General features: G+C 43.5%; 19 protein-coding genes. 15 read left to right on the top strand and 4 right to left on the bottom strand.

The window, feature by feature from the left end; genetic code table 11:
- Positions 1–85: 85 nt before the first annotated feature.
- Together CIK98_RS08555 and CIK98_RS08550 are read right to left on the bottom strand one after the other, a co-directional pair.
- Positions 86–616: an RNA polymerase sigma factor gene (locus CIK98_RS08555; protein ID WP_094383823.1), complete on the bottom strand. Its 531-nt coding sequence runs from the start codon at positions 614–616 to the stop codon at positions 86–88.
- A gap of 44 nt (positions 617–660) precedes the next feature.
- On the bottom strand, positions 661–1,491 hold the full coding sequence (locus tag CIK98_RS08550) for a DUF6249 domain-containing protein (protein ID WP_141210478.1): 831 nt from the start codon (positions 1,489–1,491) through the stop codon (positions 661–663).
- Positions 1,492–1,602: 111 nt separating this feature from the next.
- Between CIK98_RS08550 and CIK98_RS08545 the strand changes: the two genes are divergently transcribed.
- The 10 genes from CIK98_RS08545 (at position 1,603) to CIK98_RS08500 (ending at position 11,605) form a co-directional block, all read left to right on the top strand.
- Positions 1,603–2,985, top strand: coding sequence for a hypothetical protein (locus CIK98_RS08545; protein ID WP_094383821.1), 1,383 nt, complete (start codon positions 1,603–1,605; stop codon positions 2,983–2,985).
- A complete protein-coding gene (locus tag CIK98_RS08540; protein WP_094383860.1) occupies positions 2,982–3,776 on the top strand; it encodes a thymidylate synthase in 795 nt (264 codons plus the stop codon). The genes CIK98_RS08545 and CIK98_RS08540 overlap by 4 nt, the downstream gene beginning before the upstream one ends.
- Positions 3,777–3,804: 28 nt before the next feature.
- Positions 3,805–4,293 (top strand): dihydrofolate reductase, encoded by a 489-nt coding sequence (locus CIK98_RS08535; RefSeq protein WP_094383820.1) that lies wholly within the window; start codon positions 3,805–3,807, stop codon positions 4,291–4,293.
- 128 nt (positions 4,294–4,421) lie between these two features.
- Positions 4,422–5,279, top strand: a complete 858-nt coding sequence (locus CIK98_RS08530; protein WP_094383819.1) for a glycosyltransferase family 2 protein — start codon at positions 4,422–4,424, stop codon at positions 5,277–5,279.
- A 10-nt stretch (positions 5,280–5,289) separates the two neighbouring features.
- The gene (gene glf, locus CIK98_RS08525) at positions 5,290–6,429 is read left to right on the top strand and encodes a UDP-galactopyranose mutase (protein ID WP_094383818.1); all 1,140 of its coding nucleotides are present in this window, start codon (positions 5,290–5,292) and stop codon (positions 6,427–6,429) included.
- 15 nt (positions 6,430–6,444) lie between these two features.
- A complete protein-coding gene (locus tag CIK98_RS08520; protein WP_094383817.1) occupies positions 6,445–7,374 on the top strand; it encodes a glycosyltransferase family 8 protein in 930 nt (309 codons plus the stop codon).
- A gap of 53 nt (positions 7,375–7,427) precedes the next feature.
- Positions 7,428–8,447, top strand: coding sequence for a stealth family protein (locus CIK98_RS08515; RefSeq protein ID WP_094383816.1), 1,020 nt, complete (start codon positions 7,428–7,430; stop codon positions 8,445–8,447).
- Positions 8,448–8,449: 2 nt separating this feature from the next.
- Positions 8,450–9,496: a glycosyltransferase family A protein gene (locus tag CIK98_RS08510; protein WP_094383815.1), complete on the top strand. Its 1,047-nt coding sequence runs from the start codon at positions 8,450–8,452 to the stop codon at positions 9,494–9,496.
- Positions 9,493–10,620: a glycosyltransferase family 4 protein gene (locus CIK98_RS08505; protein WP_094383814.1), complete on the top strand. Its 1,128-nt coding sequence runs from the start codon at positions 9,493–9,495 to the stop codon at positions 10,618–10,620. Before CIK98_RS08510 ends, CIK98_RS08505 begins: the two co-directional genes overlap by 4 nt.
- Before the next feature lie 7 nt (positions 10,621–10,627).
- Positions 10,628–11,605 carry a glycosyltransferase gene (locus CIK98_RS08500; protein ID WP_094383813.1) on the top strand — a complete coding sequence of 326 codons (978 nt, stop codon included), beginning with the start codon at positions 10,628–10,630 and terminating at the stop codon, positions 11,603–11,605.
- On the opposite strand, the gene CIK98_RS08495 is transcribed toward CIK98_RS08500, so the two are convergent.
- Together CIK98_RS08495 and CIK98_RS08490 are read right to left on the bottom strand one after the other, a co-directional pair.
- Positions 11,602–12,534, bottom strand: coding sequence for a beta-1,6-N-acetylglucosaminyltransferase (locus CIK98_RS08495; protein WP_094383812.1), 933 nt, complete (start codon positions 12,532–12,534; stop codon positions 11,602–11,604). The two genes, CIK98_RS08500 and CIK98_RS08495, sit on opposite strands and share 4 nt — an antisense overlap.
- A gap of 54 nt (positions 12,535–12,588) precedes the next feature.
- Positions 12,589–13,797 (bottom strand): sialate O-acetylesterase, encoded by a 1,209-nt coding sequence (locus CIK98_RS08490; RefSeq protein ID WP_094383811.1) that lies wholly within the window; start codon positions 13,795–13,797, stop codon positions 12,589–12,591.
- 158 nt (positions 13,798–13,955) lie between these two features.
- Between CIK98_RS08490 and CIK98_RS08485 the strand changes: the two genes are divergently transcribed.
- The 5 genes from CIK98_RS08485 (at position 13,956) to CIK98_RS08465 (ending at position 20,611) form a co-directional block, all read left to right on the top strand.
- Complete coding sequence (locus tag CIK98_RS08485) at positions 13,956–15,125, top strand: glycosyltransferase (RefSeq protein ID WP_094383810.1); 1,170 nt, start codon at positions 13,956–13,958, stop codon at positions 15,123–15,125.
- Positions 15,126–15,303: 178 nt separating this feature from the next.
- The gene (locus CIK98_RS08480) at positions 15,304–16,899 is read left to right on the top strand and encodes an ATP-binding protein (RefSeq protein WP_094383809.1); all 1,596 of its coding nucleotides are present in this window, start codon (positions 15,304–15,306) and stop codon (positions 16,897–16,899) included.
- A 26-nt stretch (positions 16,900–16,925) separates the two neighbouring features.
- Positions 16,926–18,521 carry an ATP-binding protein gene (locus tag CIK98_RS08475; RefSeq protein WP_094383808.1) on the top strand — a complete coding sequence of 532 codons (1,596 nt, stop codon included), beginning with the start codon at positions 16,926–16,928 and terminating at the stop codon, positions 18,519–18,521.
- 15 nt (positions 18,522–18,536) lie between these two features.
- Positions 18,537–19,808, top strand: a complete 1,272-nt coding sequence (locus tag CIK98_RS08470; RefSeq protein ID WP_094383807.1) for an ABC transporter ATP-binding protein — start codon at positions 18,537–18,539, stop codon at positions 19,806–19,808.
- Between the two features lie 5 nt (positions 19,809–19,813).
- Positions 19,814–20,611: a hypothetical protein gene (locus CIK98_RS08465; RefSeq protein WP_141210477.1), complete on the top strand. Its 798-nt coding sequence runs from the start codon at positions 19,814–19,816 to the stop codon at positions 20,609–20,611.
- Positions 20,612–20,735 lie beyond the last annotated feature (124 nt).

The raw sequence follows: 20,735 nt of genomic DNA, 5'->3' as shown, positions 1-20,735 counted from the left end.
TTATCATGTATTGTCCTTAACTTCTTTAACTTCCTTAACTTCCTTAACTTCTTTAACTTCCTTAACTTCTTTAACTTCCCCCATATCAATATCCATTCTTTTTCAGAAAGTCAACCATCAGGTCTTTCCCTCTTTTCAGGTGCGACTTAACAGTGCCTATGGGCATGCCGGATATCTTTGAAATCTCGTCGATGGCTCTTCCGTCGATGAGTTGCATTGTGATGCAGGTGCGTTGGGTTTCTGACAGTCGGGCCAGTGCGTCGTAGATGTCTTTTCTTATCATCGTATCGCTGCCCGAAGACTGAGGATGGCAGTTTACAGAGTCGAGGTCTACTGTGGGATGAAGTTTACGGCAGTAGTCGTAATAGGTGTTGTAGGCTATTCGCATTAGCCATGTGCTGAACGACGAAGTTCCATGGAATTCTCTTATGTGTGTGTAGGCTTTCACGAAGGTGTCCTGCGCAAGGTCGTCGCTCAGCTGTGAGTCTCCCAAAGTCTGGGCGAGGAAAAACTTCCTCACCCTCGACTGGTATTTTCTCACGAGCTGGTCGAATGCCCTTTTATTGCCGGCTATCGCCACGCGTGCCACGAGTGTTATGTCGTTAATGAATTCCATTATATTGCCTTTTACTTATTCGGAAATGTCAATTTCTATGACTTCTATTGAATGTTGTCTTCTTTCTGGATTGTCTCATCACATACCTTATTCTCGTCATTTCCCTCTTTCGAGCAACCTCTTTCTGCCTGTTTCTCTTTTTTTGCCATAAACAATTGTCCGCCGCCGAAGCATGCAACGAGGAATCCAATGCCGCCAATGAAGTCGTTGTTCCAGAAGGCAAGGCAGCAAACCATGAGTCCCAGTCCGATGGCAATATGTTTTATGCCCTTTGCGCGGAGGTCTTCATCGTAGGTATAATTGTCCGACCTTTGCAAGAAAGAGGCTTTGCTTTGTGGAGCTCTTGTCTCTTCCTTGGGTTGGGCATCGCGATATACTACACGTTCTGTTCCTGGTATGGGTTGTCCGTGTTTCAGTGCCATTTCAGCCAAGCGGATTTTGTCTTGGCGGTTGCGGTTGATGAAGTAAAAAATCATCAGCAGCAGAATGAGCGGAGCTCCGATGAAGATGATGAAGATAATCGCGACAAGATATTTTCCGCTTTCTGAAATCTTGTCGAACATTCTTTCGGCAAAAGCCTGATTGTCGGTGAGCTCGTGGCGGTAGTACTGGCTGTAGGCCGATGGCTGACTGTCGTCTTCCCATTCCTCGTCTACTGTAGCCGAGGTGGTGTCAGAATAAGCCACTGTGGTTTCGCCTTGAGATGCTGCCTTTGCTGCCGCCGCCGAGTCGGCTGAGGCCTGTTGTTTACCTTTATCGTCTACTACCGTGGTTCGTGGAGTGTGGCGATGCTGTTGTGCTGCAGATGCTGCAGATGCTGTGGTGTTAGCTGCCAATAACAGTGCAATAACCCAAATAAACATGTTCTTTTTCATATCTTTATGCGTTTTTTTATTCTTTCTTTGTCTGTTTGACGAATCATTTGCCAATAAAGTTGCAAATATATCATTTTTTTTTTAATTTTGCACACCAAAAGGAAGAAAATTATGAAAATATTGCCTGACGACTTTGTGTCGTATACCCAAAAGGTGATGGGCGGGAGCCGGTTTGACCGATTCATGGCATCGTTTGACGAGCTGCCTTCAGTGAGCGTTAGGGTGAAGCGTGGCTGCAGGTTGCCGATGGGTGGCGTGGATGACGGGCGTGTGCCTTGGTGTGATGAGGGAGTGTATCTGAAGCAAAGACCGCAGTTCACTCTCGACCCGTTGTTTCATGCCGGTTGCTACTATGTGCAGGAAGCCTCGTCGATGTTTCTTGCCGAAGTGTTACGTCAGCATGTAGACGGGAAGGTGGCGATGCTCGACCTCTGTGCTGCTCCAGGAGGTAAGTCTACATTAGCCCTTCAGACTCTGGCAGAAGGAAGTCTGCTTGTGAGCAACGAGCCAGTGAAGACTCGTGCCAACGTGCTGGCTGAAAATCTTTCGAAATGGGGCAACCCAAACGTCATAGTCACCAATGCCTATCCTTCTGACATTGCAAGGACGGGAGCCTTGTTTGACGTAGTGCTCTGCGATGTGCCTTGTTCTGGAGAGGGAATGTTTCGCAAGGACGAAGGGGCAATAGGGGAATGGAGCGTGCAGACGGTTGACAGGCTTTGGCGGCTTCAGCGCGAGATAGTGGCTGAGGCGTGGAAGACACTCAGGCCTGGAGGACTTTTCGTTTACAGCACCTGTACCTTTAATCTTCGCGAAAACGAGGAGAACGTGAGATGGATTGCGGAAGAATACGATGCCGACATACTTCCTATAAAAATCTCACAGCAATGGAACATCACAGCCTCGTTGCTCGAGGGCTTCGACTCGCCAGTCTACCGTTTCATTCCGGGCATCACCAGAGGCGAGGGACTTTTCATGGCAGTGTTGAGAAAGCCGGACTGTGCATCATTGTCTTCAGGCGAACGACGTCGGCGGAAAGGTGGAAAGGAAACAAAAGCCTCTGACAAGATAGACCTTCCATGGAAAGGATGGAAAGGCTTGGGCGATGGCTTCCAATATGTACAAGTGGGGGAAAAGGTGCTTGCTCTACCTTGCAGCCTTACACCTTATTATAATATATTAAGGGAAGGACGGGTTCGCATGCTGAAGGCAGGTGTAGCTCTCGGCACTGTTAAGGGCCGCGACCTTGTGCCCGACATAGAGTTGGCCCTCTACGACAATCTCGATACCAGCCTTTTCCCAGTCTTCGAAGCCGACCATGCCACTGCACTTGCTTATCTTCGTCGTGATGCCATAGAACTGCCGGTCGAGATGCCAAAGGGCTATGTGCTCATTGCTCACGAAGGCCATGCGCTCGGGTTTGTCAAAAACATAGGCAATCGTTCAAACAACCTCTATCCGCAGGAATGGAGAATAAAGTCAAGCAAGATATGAAACAATATATAGAACTACTCAATAGAATACTCACAGAGGGCGTGCAGAAAGGCGATCGTACAGGCACTGGCACGCTAAGTGTATTTGGTAACCAGATGAGGTTTAACCTTGCCGACGGTTTCCCGCTGTTGACAACTAAAAAGCTGCATCTGAAGTCGATAATCTACGAACTGCTCTGGTTTCTCAATGGCGACACCAATGTTCGGTATCTTCAGGAGCATGGAGTGAGAATATGGAACGAGTGGGCTGACGAAAATGGTGAACTCGGACCTGTGTATGGTCACCAATGGCGTTCATGGCCCGACTACAAGGGCGGCACCATCGACCAGATAGCAAACGTGGTAGACCAACTGAAGCACAATCCAGACTCACGTCGCATGATAGTGAGTGCGTGGAACGTGGCTGAGGTAGATTCCATGGCCTTGCCTCCGTGTCACACCATGTTTCAGTTTTACGTGGCCAACGGTCGACTTAGTCTTCAGCTCTATCAGCGTTCAGCCGACACGTTTCTCGGAGTTCCGTTCAACATTGCCAGCTATGCCTTGCTGCTTCAGATGATGGCACAGGTGACAGGTTTTGAGCCTGGCGATTTCATCCATACCACAGGCGACACCCATCTCTATCTCAACCATCTCGACCAGGCACGCCTTCAGGTCACCCGCACTCCACGTCCACTTCCGCGAATGAAAATCAATCCAGACGTGAAGTCAATCTTCGACTTCAAGTTTGAGGATTTCGAACTTGAAGGCTACGACCCGTGGCCGCACATCAAGGCAGAAGTTTCGGTGTAAGGAAATCAGACTATTTAATAATTGAAAAATGAAAATATCAATAATTGCAGCTGTTGCGGCTAATAGGGCCATAGGCCGCGACAATAAACTAATATACTGGCTACCCGACGATTTGAAACGCTTCAAGTCTCTCACTACAGGCCATACCATAGTGATGGGCAGAAACACCTTCGAGTCGTTGCCCAAGGGAGCCTTGCCCAATCGTCGGAATATTGTGCTCTCCCGTACAGTGAGCCAACTGCCAGGATGTGAGTGCTTCAGTTCGCTTGAAGAAGCCTTGGCTCATTGCTCTTCCGACGAGGAAGTGTTTATCATTGGAGGAGCTCATGTCTATACCCAAGCCATCGCCATAGCCCACCGCCTTTGCCTTACCGAAGTGGCTGACACCCCCGATGCTGCCGACTGCTTCTTCCCCGACTATAGCCAAGGATGGCAGGAGCAGTGGCGCGAGCACCATACTCACGACGAGCGCCACAGCCATGATTTCGACTTTGTTGATTATGTCAGATTATCCTGATTCATACATTTTGATATAATAATTAATTTTTTTCTCTCAAAAGTTTTGCAGTTTTCCAATTTTTATGTAATTTTGCGAAAAATAAGACAAATCCAGAATGTTGACATATTATAAAAAAGGTGTGATGTATGGCGTGGTACAGTAAATATCTCTCGATATACGAAAAGCCCTTCAGTGAGGTGTCCGACGAAGTCATATGGTCAACTCGCGAGCGGTTGGCGGCGATGCAGAGCGACAATCCGCTTGTGTCGATAGTAGTCATTGCGTATAATGAAGGCAAAAGACTTGCCGCCTGCCTATGGTCGCTAAGTGAGCTGCAAACATCATATCCAATAGAAATCTTGGGAGTGAACAATAATTCCAAGGATGATACAGAAGAAGTATATAAGGCCTTGGGAGTGAGATATTTCAATGAGACAAAGAAGAGTCCTGGTTTCGCACGTCAATGCGGATTGGACCATTCAAGGGGGAAATACCATTTCTTTATCGATGCCGACACTTTCTATCCACCGCATTATGTTGACATCATGATGCAAACGCTCGAAAAACCAGGCATATCATGCGTGGGAGGCTTTTGGAGTTACTATCCCGATAATAACCATTCCGCCTTTGGCCTATGGATATTCGAGTTTATCCGCGACACCTTCTTATACATTCAGCATTTCAAGCGTCCAGAACTATGTATCCGCGGAATGACATTTGCTTTCAATGCCGAATATGCTCGTAAGGAAAAAATACGTACCGACATCCGTCGTGGCGAAGACGGCTCACTCGCTCTCTCTCTGAAGAAATATGGCCGAATAGCTTTCGTCTATAACCGCAAGGCACGTCCCGTCACAGGCTACGGCACGCTTGGCACAGGTTCCCTTTTCAGTAGCCTTTTATATCGTGCAAGAGTACAATTAAAAGGTATAACACGCATATTCTTCAAAAAGGAGAAATACGAAGATTCGGAAGACAATCTCATAAAGCAATCACCTAACTGATAAACGAAATATGAAGAAACGATATGACTACCTAATAGTTGGAGCAGGACTCTATGGAGCAATGATGGCTTGGCGATTGAATGATAAAGGCAAGAAATGCCTCGTCATCGACCGCAGGTCGCATACCGGCGGCAATATCTATTGCGAAAACACAGAAGGCATCAACGTTCATAAATATGGCGCACATATATTCCACACCTCAAACAAGAAGGTGTGGGACTTCGTCAACTCCATAGTGCCGTTCAACAGATACACTAACTCACCCCTCGCCAAATACCACGGGCGGCTATACAATCTGCCCTTTAATATGAACACTTTCTCAAGAATGTGGAACATCACAACTCCAGAAGAGGCGCGATGTATCATCGAGGAGCAAAAGCAGGAGATGAAGGCAAAACTCAACGGTCGACAACCGCAAAACCTTGAGGAGCAGGCTCTCATGCTCGTGGGAAAGGATATCTACGAAGTACTCATAAAAGAATATACCGAGAAGCAATGGGGGCGACCCTGCACAGAACTGCCTGCGTTTATCATAAAACGACTCCCCGTGAGATTCGTATATGATAACAATTACTTCAACGACACATATCAGGGTATTCCCATAGGTGGTTATAACAAACTGATAGACGGACTGCTAAAAGAATGCGACATACTAACCGACATCGATTTCTTTAATACTAACGACCTCTGTCCTGAAGCAAACATACACAGATGGAAAGAAATAGCCGACCAACTCGTCTTTACGGCAAAGATAGACCAATTCTACGACTATCGCTACGGTCAACTCGACTACCGCAGCTTACGCTTCGAACACGAGACACTCGACTGCCCTAACTACCAAGGCAATGCAGTGGTTAACTATACCGACAAGGAAGTGGCTTACACCCGCACCATCGAACACAAGCATTTCGAATTGTTTGGCGACAAGGTGTACGACATCCCCAAGACCGTGGTCACAAAGGAATATCCACAGGAATGGCATGAAGGACTGGAGCCATACTATCCTGTGAACGACGATAAGAACATGCAACTCTATGCCAGTTATAAGGCATTGGCAGACCAAGAGCCAGACGTTATCTTCGGAGGCCGCCTTGCGGAATACAAGTATTACGACATGGCTCCGATAGTGGAGAAAATATTGGAAATTTAAATTGAGGACAATACAATGATTCACATTGCATGCTGTTCAAACGAGAAATTGGCACCAATGTTTGGTGTTGTCGTGACATCCATCGGAATCAACGTCACTTCCGATGATGTTATGATGTATTTATTGCATAACGGCCTGAAAGACAGCACGGTCAAGAGATTGAAAAAGATTGCCGACAGATATCATGTAGAATTAAGGTTTTTGGAAATTGACTTGGGAATACTGAAAGATTGTCCTGTGGATGACAAAATTCATTATGGCAATATTATGATGTACGCCCGTATCCTTCTGCCCTCAATGTTACCCAATTTGGACAAGGTGATATATCTTGACTGTGACCTTGTAGTATGCAAGGATTTGAAATCGTTGTGGGAAACAGATGTCAACGACGTGGCGGTGGCTATGGTGCCTGACCTATGGTATCAAGATAAGGGGACGTTGAGCAGATTAGGTATTAACAATTATTATCTCAATTCTGGCGTCATTGTCATGAATCTTGATTACTGGAGGAAACACGATGTTCAGAATAGACTGTTATCGTATATTGTTGACTTAGGAAATGAATTGATATATAACGATCAGGATGCCCTGAACGCAATCCTTCAAGATGAGCGAAGACAATTACCAGTCAAGTATAATGTCACGCCATATCATTACCATAAAAATCTTGATAACTATCCCAAAGAAATGCAAGGGGAGATACAAGAGTCAAGACTCGACCCTATAATATTCCATTACTTAGGTCCTACAAAACCGTGGTCATTGGGATGCTATCTTCCAGGCAAAAAACTCTTTATGAAATATCAAAAAGCATCCGGGTGGCGGCATTTTACCATTCAAAAACATGTATTTAAGAGAATTTTCTATACATTAATCCCACAAATTAAGAAAAAGGCTTGGGAAAACAAGACGTATATTGAGGGATGGGAGAGTTTTTTCGAATAAATGTCAAGTGTGGATTTGAGAGATAAACTTAAACAACTTATAAGACAGAAGTTATGAATAACTATAAAATAGATGTAGTAATACCTTGGGTTGACGGCAACGACCCTGAATGGCAGAAGTTGAAAGACCAGTATAGTGAAGTGAAGTCTGCCGACAAATCTGATTCACGCTATCGTGATTGGGACAACCTGCAATACCTCTTCCGTGGCATAGAGAAATTCTGGCCTTGGGTGAATCGTGTTTTTCTCATCACCTGTGGACAAAAGCCTCAATGGCTCAATGTGAATTGTGAAAAGCTAAGGCTTGTCAACCATTCCGACTATATACCCAAGGAATACCTCCCTACGTTTAATAGTAATACAATAGAACTCAATTTGCATAGGATAGAAGAACTTGGCGAGCATTTCATTTATTTGAATGATGACATTTTCCCTATTCGTCCATTAAAGCCTACAGACTTTTTCCGTCATGGCCTTCCTTGTGATTCTTCGCTCCAGCAAAATCTTCTAAGTATTTATGTTCCTAATGACACAGCGATCCAATATATTGATTTTACACAGTTAGGCCTTATTAATGCTCATTTCAGGAAACGAAATGTTACAAGAGGAAACCTGTATCGATGGTATGGTCCTTACTTAGGAATTCATGGTATGATGCAAGCAATTATGAAAGCCAACCAGCGCTTCTTTACAGGGTTCTATATTGTTCACTCTGCACAGTCTTTTCTCAAAAGCACTTTCAATACAGTGTGGCAAAACTATCCCGATTATCTTCATGAACATTGTAAAAACAAATTTAGACAAAACACAGATGTCAACCAATGGCTTGTACGCTATTGGCAGTTGGCAGAAAACAAGTTCGCTCCATATAATAAGATGAAACAACGAAAAATGTTTTCTCCTTCATTAAGCAACTGTGATGAGATAATAACCTCAATTATCCAGCAGAAATATGATATAATATCAATTAATGACGATCCTTTGCTTTCGAATACCGACTTCATGGAGATTAAGCCTCGTATAAATGAAGCATTGGATTCGCTATTGCCAGACAAGTCAATTTTTGAAATATAAATATGAAAGAAATATCGATTATAATACCTATCTACAACGTAGAGAAATTTGTGGCGGAATGTCTGAACTCTGTCATAAGCCAAACCTATGACCATTCGAAGATAGAGTGTATAATAGTCGATGATTGCTCACCCGATAAGTCTATGGACATAGTTAACGATATAATAGGGCAATACAAAGGCAGTATGAGTATCAGACTTTGTCGTCATGAGAAAAACAAAGGGTTGTCGGCATCTAGAAACACGGGATTAGATATTTCATCAGGAGAATATATCTTTTTTCTTGATTCAGATGACTATTTATATGATAATGCCATAGAGACACTTATGAAAGTCCATACAGAATATCCTAATGCTGAAATAATCATAGGTAATGCATTTGACGAATTACATAATTACAATCTATTCAAATTAGACAGAATGGAATGTTTTGTCAATATGAATTACTTGTTTTTAGGAACTACTTGGGTCATAACAGCGTGGAATAGTTTGATTAAGAAAGAATTAATCGACAGGACTGGTATAAGGTTTATGCCAGGGATTTATTTCGAAGACAACCTTTGGAATTACAATCTTCTGCCCAATGCCTCAAATGTAAGCATCATATCGGAAGTCACATATTTCTATCGCAAGAATGAAGGAGGAATAATGCTGTGTGCAAGAAAAGAGAAAGTGGAAAAATGCTGTAACGACTATATTTCGATACTTCAAAACTTCATGAAAAACCTCGACTATCCAGCTCTTGTCGGGAGAAGTGTAATGGCTTTCAATATGCTAATAAATACAATAGACTATGTAGAAAAGAATAGAAATAATATGGATAGAACCACACATTTTGAAAGAGAATTAAAGTCTGTAAGAAAACAATTTCTGCATATTCTGCTAAGAAAGAAAAGACTGTTTCTTTCGCTGATGGTTCTGTTCTCGTTCTATCCTTTGGTAAATTTGCGGTTTATGAAGTTGTATAGACGTCATTACAACGTATTTGTAGCTTTGTTTTGGAAACCGGCTTTAGTAGTTGATAAAGTTATATCTTTTATTTCAAGATGATAATACTATTCCTTGTATATCACGGCTTCTCCGACGAGAGCGGCATAAGCAAGAAAATCCACTATCAGGTGAAGGGGTTAAGGCAGAATGGACATGAGGTTCATCTCTGCTACTACGACTTTGACTCTCGCGGACATCGTTGCAGATATGTTGACGACAAGGTTATCGCCGACTATGGTTTGGGAGCAATGGCTGCCTTGCGTTCAAGGATTGACCTCGGGTGCATCTGCGGATATTGTGTGGATAACGGTATCGAAATGGTTTATGCCCGCAGTTTTATGAATGCAAGTCCCATGCTTGTAAGGCTTTTCGCAAGACTTAAAAAGACCGGAATAAAATGCGTCACAGAGATTCCAACTTATCCCTACGACCATGAGTTTAAGGGTTATCCTCTGAAATACAAGATTCCACTTTATTTCGATATGATGTTCAGAAGGGCGCTATCCGCCAAGATGGAGGCTATCGTGACGTTTTCAAATAAGGAGAGTATTTTTGGCAAACGCACCATCTGCATAAGTAATGGCATCGACTTGGACAGCATACCTCTTCATAATCCCAAGAAGCAGCAGGACATTCACCTTATTGCCGTAGCGGAAATTCATTATTGGCATGGCTTTGACCGACTTGTTGCGGGCCTTGGAGAGTATTACAAGAGCAATCCGAATGGCAGAAAAGTATATTTTCATGTTGTCGGTTGGGAAGACGACCGTGGAACCACAAGTAATGGTTATCTTACGGTCGAGCAGATGGCAAGAAAATATGGCATAGAGAAATATATCATAAATCACGGAAAACTTTTTGGCGATAAGCTCGACGAGGTGTTCAACCAATGCGTGTTTGCCATTGGCAGTCTTGGTCGTCACAGAAGCGGCATAACTGAGATAAAAACATTGAAAAATCGTGAATATGCCGCAAGAGGAATATCATTCATTTATTCAGAAAATGATAGTGACTTTGATGATAAACCATATATAATCAAGGCACCGGCAGATGAATCGCCAATCAATGTTGGAGAGATAATAAACTATATAGATAGTCACGACTTCAATCCAGCTGAAATCAGAACGACCGTGGAGCATCTTTCTTGGAAATATCAAATGGAAAAAGTTATAACAGAAATATAAATGCATTATGAATAATCATCCTATTCTTTCAATAATAATTCCGCTATATAACTGCGAGAAATATATCAAGCAATGCCTTGACACGATATTCAGACAAGAAATGAATGAATCTGAATTTGAGGTGATCGTCATTGATGACGGAAGCAAGGACAACGGCTACTCATTGGCGTCTGAATATGCCAAGAGACACCAAAATATCCTTGTTGTCAAACAAGAAAACCAGGGAGTGGCTTGTGCGCGAAATAATGCCTTGGAGAAAGCAACAGGAGATTATGTCACGTTTGTTGATGCAGACGATATGTTGGTCTTTGGTAGTCTTGGGAAACTTATAAAGATTGCCGTTGATAATAAGGCCGATATCGTTAAGGCTGCACACAAAGAAGTCCCTGAAGATGCTGTGTGTGAGGATTTTTCAAGTAATCATGACAACGGTTCCATTCAGGTGATGACAGGTGAAGAGGCTATCGTAAATGTCACTCGCATGAAGGAGGGATATTGCTGGGGATATCTAATCTCCCGAAAACTAATAACAGATAATAATCTGAAATTTCCTCCAAAAGTGGCATTTATGGAGGATTGGGCTTTCATAACCCAAGCAATACTCAAAAGCAGGACTTTTGTCAATGCTGATGTCTTGTTGTATCTCTATAGGCGCAACTCTTCATCTTGCATGGCTAATGTCACAACAGAGAAAATGTTGCTTGGGTGCCAAGCGATAGATATCGTAGCCATTCTTACTAAAGACACATCTGGAGATGTAAGGAAAAAGCTCTCTGATAATGTCTGTGTAAATATAAATATCGTCTTATGGTTTACCATCCATTACCGCAGCATCTTCAATAGAAAAAAAGAGATTATCAAGGCTCTTCTGCAACTTCTACAACAAGTGGATAGAACATACATCCCAGGAAATCTTAAATTATTCAGACTTTGCCCTAGAATGTATATTATTGTGAGAAATCTTTTGGCTTCAAGAAAGTATTAATTTTCTTGCAGTTTCCTTATCTGTTCGGTAATCTCCCTAATCACACCCGGATACTTGCTTGAGAACTTCCTTGCAAAGAGATATTCCGACTTGAGGAGTTCCTCGGCATCCCCGTCCTGCCAGGTATATGGCTCGCCTCTGCGCTTCTGCTCGGCTGAGGCACGGTTGAAATCGATGAATCGCATGCAGCTGTGGATGCCATCCTCTAGGTCGAAGATGCGCTCGCGGATTTCGGGATTGGAGATAAGTATGGAGTGCTTGTACATCTCGTCGCCACATGTCGTGTGAGCGAAACGTCGGTTGATGAAGTCTTCTTGGTCGAGCAGATACTTCACGGCATCTCCCGTGAGCGACACCCAGTTGTGGCCTGTCCTAAAGGTGAGTTCGTTGCCTCTGTCAACATGCAGAATGTCTTGTATCTTCAGTGCCGCATGGCGCACAATCTTCGCAAGCGTAACCTTCCATTTCGGTACGAAAGGAGTGCGGTAGTTCCAGCGCATAAGGAAATAATATCGTCTTCTCTTACGCTCGATGTCGCCCTTGATAAAGTCGGTGAGAGTGAAAAATCCGATAAACTCCTTGCCCTCGTGCTTGTCGAAAAAGTCGTGGATATAGTCCTGGGTCTTGATTGGCAGATCCACTCCAGACAGCTTATGATAATATTGATATGGCCCATGCTCGTAGGCAGTCCTAAAGAGGTGCATCTCCGAGTGCACCTGTCCCACGTCTCCCCATCTCACGTCGTATCGCTTTGGAGTGAAATACAGTTTTGAGTATTTGGGTTGATAAATTTCCGGCATCTTCTTCACCTTCTTGTCGATATGCAGGAAGATGTCGTTGCGCGAGTCGTCGATGAGTGAGAGTAGCGTGTTGAGCAGTTCCCATTCATTATGCGCCATTATGAGGTATGCGTGTCTGTTGTTATTCATAAGGTAATTTGTTTATTGTCAATTTGTTGTTTAATAGTATTCAATTATGTCCTTCTATTCCACCTTTTCCGCAAACATGAAGCACCAGTAGTCGCGCTTGCCGTCAGCAGCCTTTATGTTACCTCTCGGTCCGGCTTTGCCTCCTGTCTTTTGCTTTGTGCCGTTTATGCCGTAGCGAATGCTGCATGCCTTTGTCGGGGCGTTGCAGGTGATGACGATGGAGTCGGGAGTGACGTACACTTTGTTTGTAATGTCGCGTCCGTCGGGAGTAATCACAGAAAAGCCAAGGTTTTTGGCTGTATTGACGGTTGTGGTATCTATGGCAAGCAATCCCCTGTTAAACTTCACTGTAATGATGCTGTCGTGTGCAGCAATGTGAGTAGGGTAGAGGCCTGCCGAAGAGTTTCCCTTGCGTATTATGTCGAGCACCACAAAGGCATGTCTTCTGCCTGTCTCCTGCTGGCTTTTGCCGTCGAGATGTATGCGTTCGTCAACAAACGAGAAGGGGTAAACAGGTGTTCCTGCGGCAAACAGCCCCTTTTCTCTCGCCAGTTCCATTTGAGCCTGAGGTATTGTCGCCTCATAGCAGTTGTATTGAAGCGGGTCAAATTTCCAACATCTTGTGAGGCAGCATGACTGGTATGTTACTATTTTTACTTCCTCTTTTTGTCTTGTAATGGCCTTTATGTCATTGTTAATGTCAATGGCGAACTGTTTCAGCAGTTTTTTGTAGTCCACGTGCGTATAGTCAAACATGTCGCTTTCGCCTTGCATCCAGCAGATGGCAGGCACATAAAACTTTATACCTCTTTCCTGTGCTTTTTCATACGACTTTCTGATGTTTCCGAGAAATATGTTGTATGGATTAGAACCTTTCACTAATCGAGAAATATCCGTTCCCCCACGTCCTCCGGCAAAGATGCACACTGCAGTGTCTTTGCCAAGCTGCTCTGTTAGAGCTTTTGCCATGGCGTATGATGAGTTTTCGTTAAGTCGGTTGGAGTATTTTATCAAGCGTTTCACCATTTGTTTAATGCCTTGGTCTTCATAATATCCGAAGCTGCTCCCAAGTCCCTCCGACAAAATTCTGCCATTGCTGTCATCATACAGACACCAAATGTCGGTGAGCAGTACCGCCTCCTCACCCAAAGCCAAGCTTTGGCCGTAAACGGGGACGCACACCACCACCTTTAAATCCTTGTTTTCTTTGGAACATGCCATCATGACAAGCATGGAACACACAAGATAGAGTATCTTTCTCATCTTTTTGTCATATTTTGGGCAAATTTACGAAAAATCATCCATTCACACCTTATTTATTAAAATATTTTTTATAAATTAAATAAAAAATTTTTTTTTTTTAAATGTTTTTTTTAATTTTTTTTTTTTTTTTTTTTTGGATATTGTAAATAATCATAATTATGAAAATACTTTTCTATGCAGATACGGTTTTCGGATTTGGTGGAGTGCAGAGGGTTCTGGCTGTTATTGCCAAGGCTCTCTCTGATGACAATGACGTGACCATCCTTTCTACAGATACCGACGAAAACTTGTCGATGTATGGTTATGACCAGTCGCGCATCAGCTTTGATTATATTGCATATAACGGAAAGAAAAATGTTGAATATTTCATTTGCAAGACTATTAGCTATCTGTATAAAAGAGTATTACCCAAAAACAAGTTTACCGCCCGCCTTTACTCCTATAGTTTCTTTCGGCCTTCATATAAAAAACAACTTGTCTCGAAAATTAATGGAGGTTGTTATGATACTGTAGTAGGTGTGCATGCCTTCTTGTCGCTTCATCTTGCATCTATAAGGAATCGCTTGAATGTAAACAACGTAACTGCTTGGATGCATAATAGTTACAATGCTTTGTTTGACAAAGAAAATCCTTATCTTCCAGGTCTAAAATCTTTCTTTGCTGTCGAGATGAGGAGGCTTGAAGGTATAGTGGTATTGTCGAAGTCGGACGAAAGATTATTCCGTGATAACCTCGGTTTGGAGAGTGTAACTATATATAATCCTCTTACCTTGACTCCAAGCGGACGTGCATCTGTAGAATATAAGAAATTTCTTGCTATAGGTCGGTTTTCACCGAAGCACAAAGGTTTTGACCTTCTTATTAAGGCTTTCGCCAAATTTGCAGACACTAACAACGACTGGACGCTCGAGATTGTAGGCGAGGGCGACGAAGAAATCATCTACAGACAGTTGATCGCTGAGCATCGGCTTGAGCAGAGAGTGAAGATATGTCCGTTTACAAACGACATCCAGCGCCATTATGCAGGAGCAAGCGTGTATGTGTTGAGCTCCAGGTGGGAAGGTCAGCCTTTGGTCCTTGTTGAGGCTATGGCTCATGGGTTGCCCATTGTCTCATCCGACTTGCCTGTGGCAATGGAATTGCTCGAAGGGCATCATTGCGGAACATTCTTCAAATGTGGCGACATCGATGATATGGCAATGGCACTCAACAGAATGGCTTCATCTGCCGAATGGGGCGAGATGTCGCACAATGCCCTTAGCACGTCATCTCTTTTCATGGTTGACAGCATCCTGAAACAATGGATTGGGGCATTGAAATCACAATAAAAGAGCTAAACAATGCGATACGAAATGGTGATGTTGCGAGATATACTGAAAAAATATCTATGAAAAGTTTGGTCGTAATAATTTTAATTCGTATCTTTGCAGCAAAAATTAAAACCTAAGTTTTATGGCTAACGGATTTTGATTTGGTTTCATATTTAATTTCAACATGATTTGAATTATGAAATACCCAATAGGAATACAGACATTCAGCAACATAATCCAGGACGGATACGTCTATGTCGATAAGACGGATTTGGTATATAGCCTGGTAAACAGCGGAAAAATATTTTTTCTGAGCCGTCCTCGCCGGTTTGGCAAGAGTTTGCTGTTATCCACCCTGAAGAGCTATTTTCTCGGACAGAAGGAACTGTTCAAGGGCTTGAAGATTGATGCTCTTGAGAAGGAGTGGAATGTATATCCTGTATTCCATCTGTCGTTTGGCAAAGGGATTTTTTCAATGCCTTACGAACTTGACAAGAATCTTGAGACATTCGTGGCAATGGCCGAACGGGAGTATGGCAAAGACGAACTAGCCACTACTATAAGCGAGCGTTTTGCCACAGTGATAAAAGCTGCTCACAAAAAAACGGGAAGGAGAGCAGTTGTACTTATCGATGAATACGACAAACCATTGCTTGACGTGATGGACCAGGAGATATTTGTCGAAGACGAAAGCGGAAACAGAAGAAAACTGGAGAACTACAACCGAGAAGTGTTGAAGGGTTTTTACGGTGTCTTCAAGGATGCTGATGAAGATCTGCAATTTGTTTTGCTTACTGGAGTCACGAAGTTCTCACAGGTGAGCGTGTTCAGCGGTTTCAATCAACCAAACGACATCAGTATGGACACGCAATATGAATCACTATGTGGCATAACTAAAGAGGAACTCTTGGCTGTTTTTGACGAGTCAATCCGTTCGCTTGCATCTACAAAAGACAAGAATTATGAGGATATGGTGGCAATGCTGACTGAAAAATATGACGGCTATCATTTCAGCAGCAAGATGACAGGAATCTTCAATCCCTTTAGCATACTCAATTGCTTTAGCAAGAACGACATGCGCAACTACTGGTTTGCCTCGGGCACTCCCGGCTATCTCGTCCGCCTTCTTGCCCACAGCAATGAGAATATCAACGAACTCGTTGGCAAATACTATCCCGCTGAGATGTTTATTGACTATAAGGCCGATGTTGAGCAACCACTTCCGATGATATATCAGAGCGGCTATCTCACCATCAAGGCTTGCAATCCTCGTAGGCAGACCTACTTGCTCGATTTTCCCAACGAGGAGGTTCGTTCAGGCTTTATATCCGTGCTTGCCGGCGATTATTTCAAGGAGGGCAGAATTCAACCGACAATATGGCTTGAAGATGTGACAGACGCCCTTCAGGCAGGCAATGTCGAAATGTTCATGAAGCAGATGACCGCCTTGCTATCCTCTGTCACCTATCGTTTCCAGCGCAAGCAAGACGCGTTTGAGTGTGAGCGATATTTCCAATACACGTTCTATCTCATCATGCAGATGCTCGGTAGATATAACACTTTAGTTGAGAAGGAGACGAGCGAGGGCAGAATAGATTGCGTGCTTGAATGTCCGGATTACGTGTATATCCTTGAGTTCAAACTCAATGGCAGTGCGTCATCCGCTTTGAAGCAGATAGAAGACAAGGGCTATGCCAAACCCTATATGGCCGACAGCCGCAAGGTGATCTGCCTCGGCATCAACTTCTCGTCGGAGAAAGGAACGATAGACGATTGGCAGCCGAGAAAATAAATATTGAACAAATATAATTTGGAATTATGAAATATCCAGTAGGAATACAGACATTCAGCAACATAATCCAGGACGGATACGTCTATGTCGATAAGACGGATATGGTATATAGCTTGGCTAATAGCGGGAAAATATTCTTCCTGAGCCGTCCACGTCGGTTTGGCAAGAGCTTGCTTATTTCCACCCTGAAGAGCTATTTTCTTGGTAAGAAGGAACTGTTCCGAGGCCTGAAGATTGACTCGCTTGAGAAGGAGTGGAATGTATATCCTGTATTCCATCTGTCTTTCGGCACTTCCAACTTCACAAAACTCGGCACTTTGGAGGCTGTTATCCTCGATTATATTGAGAGCTTTGAAAAAGTATATGGCAGAACGACAAATTCGGACGATTGTGCCATAAGATTCAAGCATGTCATCAAGGCAGCACATGAAAAGAGAGGACAAAGAGCGGTTGTATTGGTTGACGAATACGACAAACCATTGCTTGACGTGATGGACAACAAAACACTGTATTATCAAAATGATAACGGTGAGAAGGTTACATACGAGACACACAATCGGGATATACTCAAAGGATTCTATGGCGTTTTCAAGGATGCCGACGAGGACTTGCAATTTGTGATGCTCACGGGAGTGACGAAGTTCTCTCAAGTAAGCGTGTTCAGCGGATTCAATCAACCAAATGACATCAGTATGGACGCTCATTATGAGTCACTTTGCGGTATTACAAAAGACGAGTTGCTGACTGTATTCGACGAGCCAATCCGCTCTCTTGCTTCTGCCAATGGCAAGGATTACGATGAGATGGTGTCTGATTTGACGAAAAAATACGACGGCTATCATTTCAGTATCAAGATGACAGGCATTTTCAATCCGTTCAGCATACTTAACTGCTTTTACAAGAACGAAATGAGCAATTATTGGTTTGCCTCAGGCACTCCCGGCTACCTCGTCCGCCTCCTCGCTCATAGCAATGAGAACATCAACGAACTCATTGGCAAGTATTATTCAGCAGAGATGTTCATCGATTATAAGGCTGACGTTGAACAACCTCTTCCGATGATATACCAAAGCGGTTATCTCACCATCAAGGCTTTCAACTCACGTAGGCAGACATACCTGCTCGATTTTCCCAACGAGGAGGTACGTTCTGGATTTATATCCGTTCTTGCCGGTGACTATTTCAAGGAAGGCCGCACACGACCATCCACATGGCTTGAGGACGTAACAGACGCCCTTGAGGCTGGCAATGTTGAAATGTTCATGAAGCAGATGACGGCCTTGCTATTCTCTGTCACCTATCGTTTCCAGCGCAAACAAGATGCGTTTGAGTGTGAGCGCTATTTCCAATACACGTTCTATCTCATCATGCAGATGCTCGGTAGATATAACACTTTAGTTGAGAAGGAGACGAGCGAGGGCAGAATAGATTGCGTGCTTGAATGTCCGGATTACGTATATATCCTTGAGTTTAAGCTCAACGGCAGTGCGTCATCCGCCTTGAAGCAGATAGAAGACAAAGGCTATGCCAAACCCTATATGACCGATAGCCGCAAGGTGATCTGTCTCGGCATCAACTTCTCGTCGGAGAAAGGAACGATAGACGATTGGAATTTTTTGTAATTAAAATGAACAGTTATGAGCAGAAAAGTAATAGAATTCGATAGAGTGGGCAAGCAGTATGTGCTTGGCACGTTTGGCACTGGTACACTGAGCCAGGACCTCAACCGCTGGTGGGCACGTGTCCGCGGCAAGGAAGACCCTTACCTGAAGATTGGTGAGGTGAACGACCGCACAAAGAAGGGCGACAGCCGTTTTGTATGGGCGTTGAAAGATATAAGCTTCAGTGTCGAGCAAGGAGATGTTGTCGGAATCATCGGCAAGAATGGTGCCGGTAAATCCACGCTATTGAAGATATTGTCTCGTGTCACCTCTCCTACTGTTGGTTCAATAAAGGTGAAAGGCCGCATTGCCTCTCTGCTTGAGGTAGGCACTGGTTTTCATCCTGAAATGACAGGTCGTGAAAACATCTATATGAATGGCTCTATTATGGGCATGACAAAGGCCGAAATAACCCGCAAACTCGACGAGATTGTTGATTTCGCTGGAGTCGAAAAATATCTCGACACTCCCGTGAAGCGTTATTCTTCAGGAATGATTGTCCGCCTTGGCTTTGCCATTGCCGCCCACTTGGATCCCGAAATCCTCGTTGTGGATGAGGTATTGGCAGTAGGCGATGCAGAGTTCCAGAAGAAGGCTATCGGCAAGATGCACGATGTGGCAAACGGAGAGGGCAGGACAGTGCTATTCGTGAGTCATAACATGGCAGCAGTGAAGAGTCTTTGCAAGAAGGGGGTGGTGATGAAGAACGGCGGTATTGAATATACCGGAGATATAGAGTCGAGCGTAGCTCATTATCTCAAGAACGACAACCAGTCAACGGAAAAGAAAATCATAGACCGTGTGAAATGGGTAAAACCTACGATGCGCATTGATGACATCACAATCAATGGTAGTGATAAGGCTGAGAGCGTTATCCAGTCAGAGCAGCGCAGTATGGAAGTCTGCATAAAGGGTAGTTCGTCAGAGCCATTGACAACCGACGTGATGCTTGTTTTCAATAACAAGGAAGGTATGCCGCTTGCCACATTTGCCCCTGGGCATTATTATGGAAATCTGATGAAATTGCCGGCAGGAGATTTTACTATCCGAAAGACAATAGAACTGCCAAAGATTCTCACTCGTGGCTATCTGCATGTTGACCTCATGATGCATCATCCTATGGTAGAGTATCAGTTGAAGGCACCAGAGTGTGCAGTACTTGAGACACAGGGCTTCCAGTCGGGCTTTGGTTCTGCAATGAATCTGAACGACAACGGATTAATAGGGTTTGATGAGATAATGAAGTAAGTGTTATGAAGCGAAGATATGTCATATTGCTCACGGCATGTGTTAATCCTGGTGGTATGCCATTTACTGTCTTGAATAATACATCCGAACGCTTGCGTCAGTATCGTGAGGCTCTTGATTTCTATCTTCGTGAGACAACACAGCCGATTGTGTTCTGTGAAAACACTTTATGTGATTTTAGCGAAGACTACAAAGAGTACATCGCCTCAGGAAGATTGGAATACATAACCTTCGACGGCAATAATTTCGACAAATCAAAGGGCAAGGGATATGGAGAGGCTCTCATTATGGAAGAGGCTTTTCGTCTTTCCAAGTTGCTTGGACAATGTGATTTCGTAGTGAAGATAACGGGACGATTGATAGTAAAAAACATCTCTCAACTCATCAAGGACAATCAAAGAATGATTACCAATACCATCCAGACATTCTATCCTCACGACAAAATGATAGACAGTCGCCTTGTCATTCTTCCGAAGTTATTTTGTATTAACGATTTCCTTGCAAAAAAGAATTCCGTCAACGATACTCAAGGATATTTTTTTGAGCATCTCTTATATGATACCATTATATTGCGTAAGAAATTTGTTTTTGTTCCATTTCTTCATGTCCCATTAATAGATGGTATGTCTGGTTCTACCGGCAATCTCTATAACTCTGATTCGGCCAAATACAACCATCATCGCTTTGCCTTTGATATGCTTGGCAATGCCATGAAGATGGAACGGTTTTATGAACATTATCACACGCCGACATTTATCAGATGCTCCATATATATTGTAAGACTTGTTTTGTTTGTTAAATAGGGTGTCCAGTTAACGGTTCCAAATTCAGATAGTTTTTCTGAATATTTTGGTTCGTTCTGTAACCCAGTTTGTGGACATGTTCTTGGCAGCCCAAGTATCAATGTCCTTGAGTTTAACATTCACT

Origin of the sequence: Prevotella sp. P2-180 (genome assembly GCF_002251435.1) — a bacterium.
GTDB lineage: Bacteria > Bacteroidota > Bacteroidia > Bacteroidales > Bacteroidaceae > Prevotella.
This window is presented reverse-complemented; position numbering and strand designations above follow the sequence as displayed.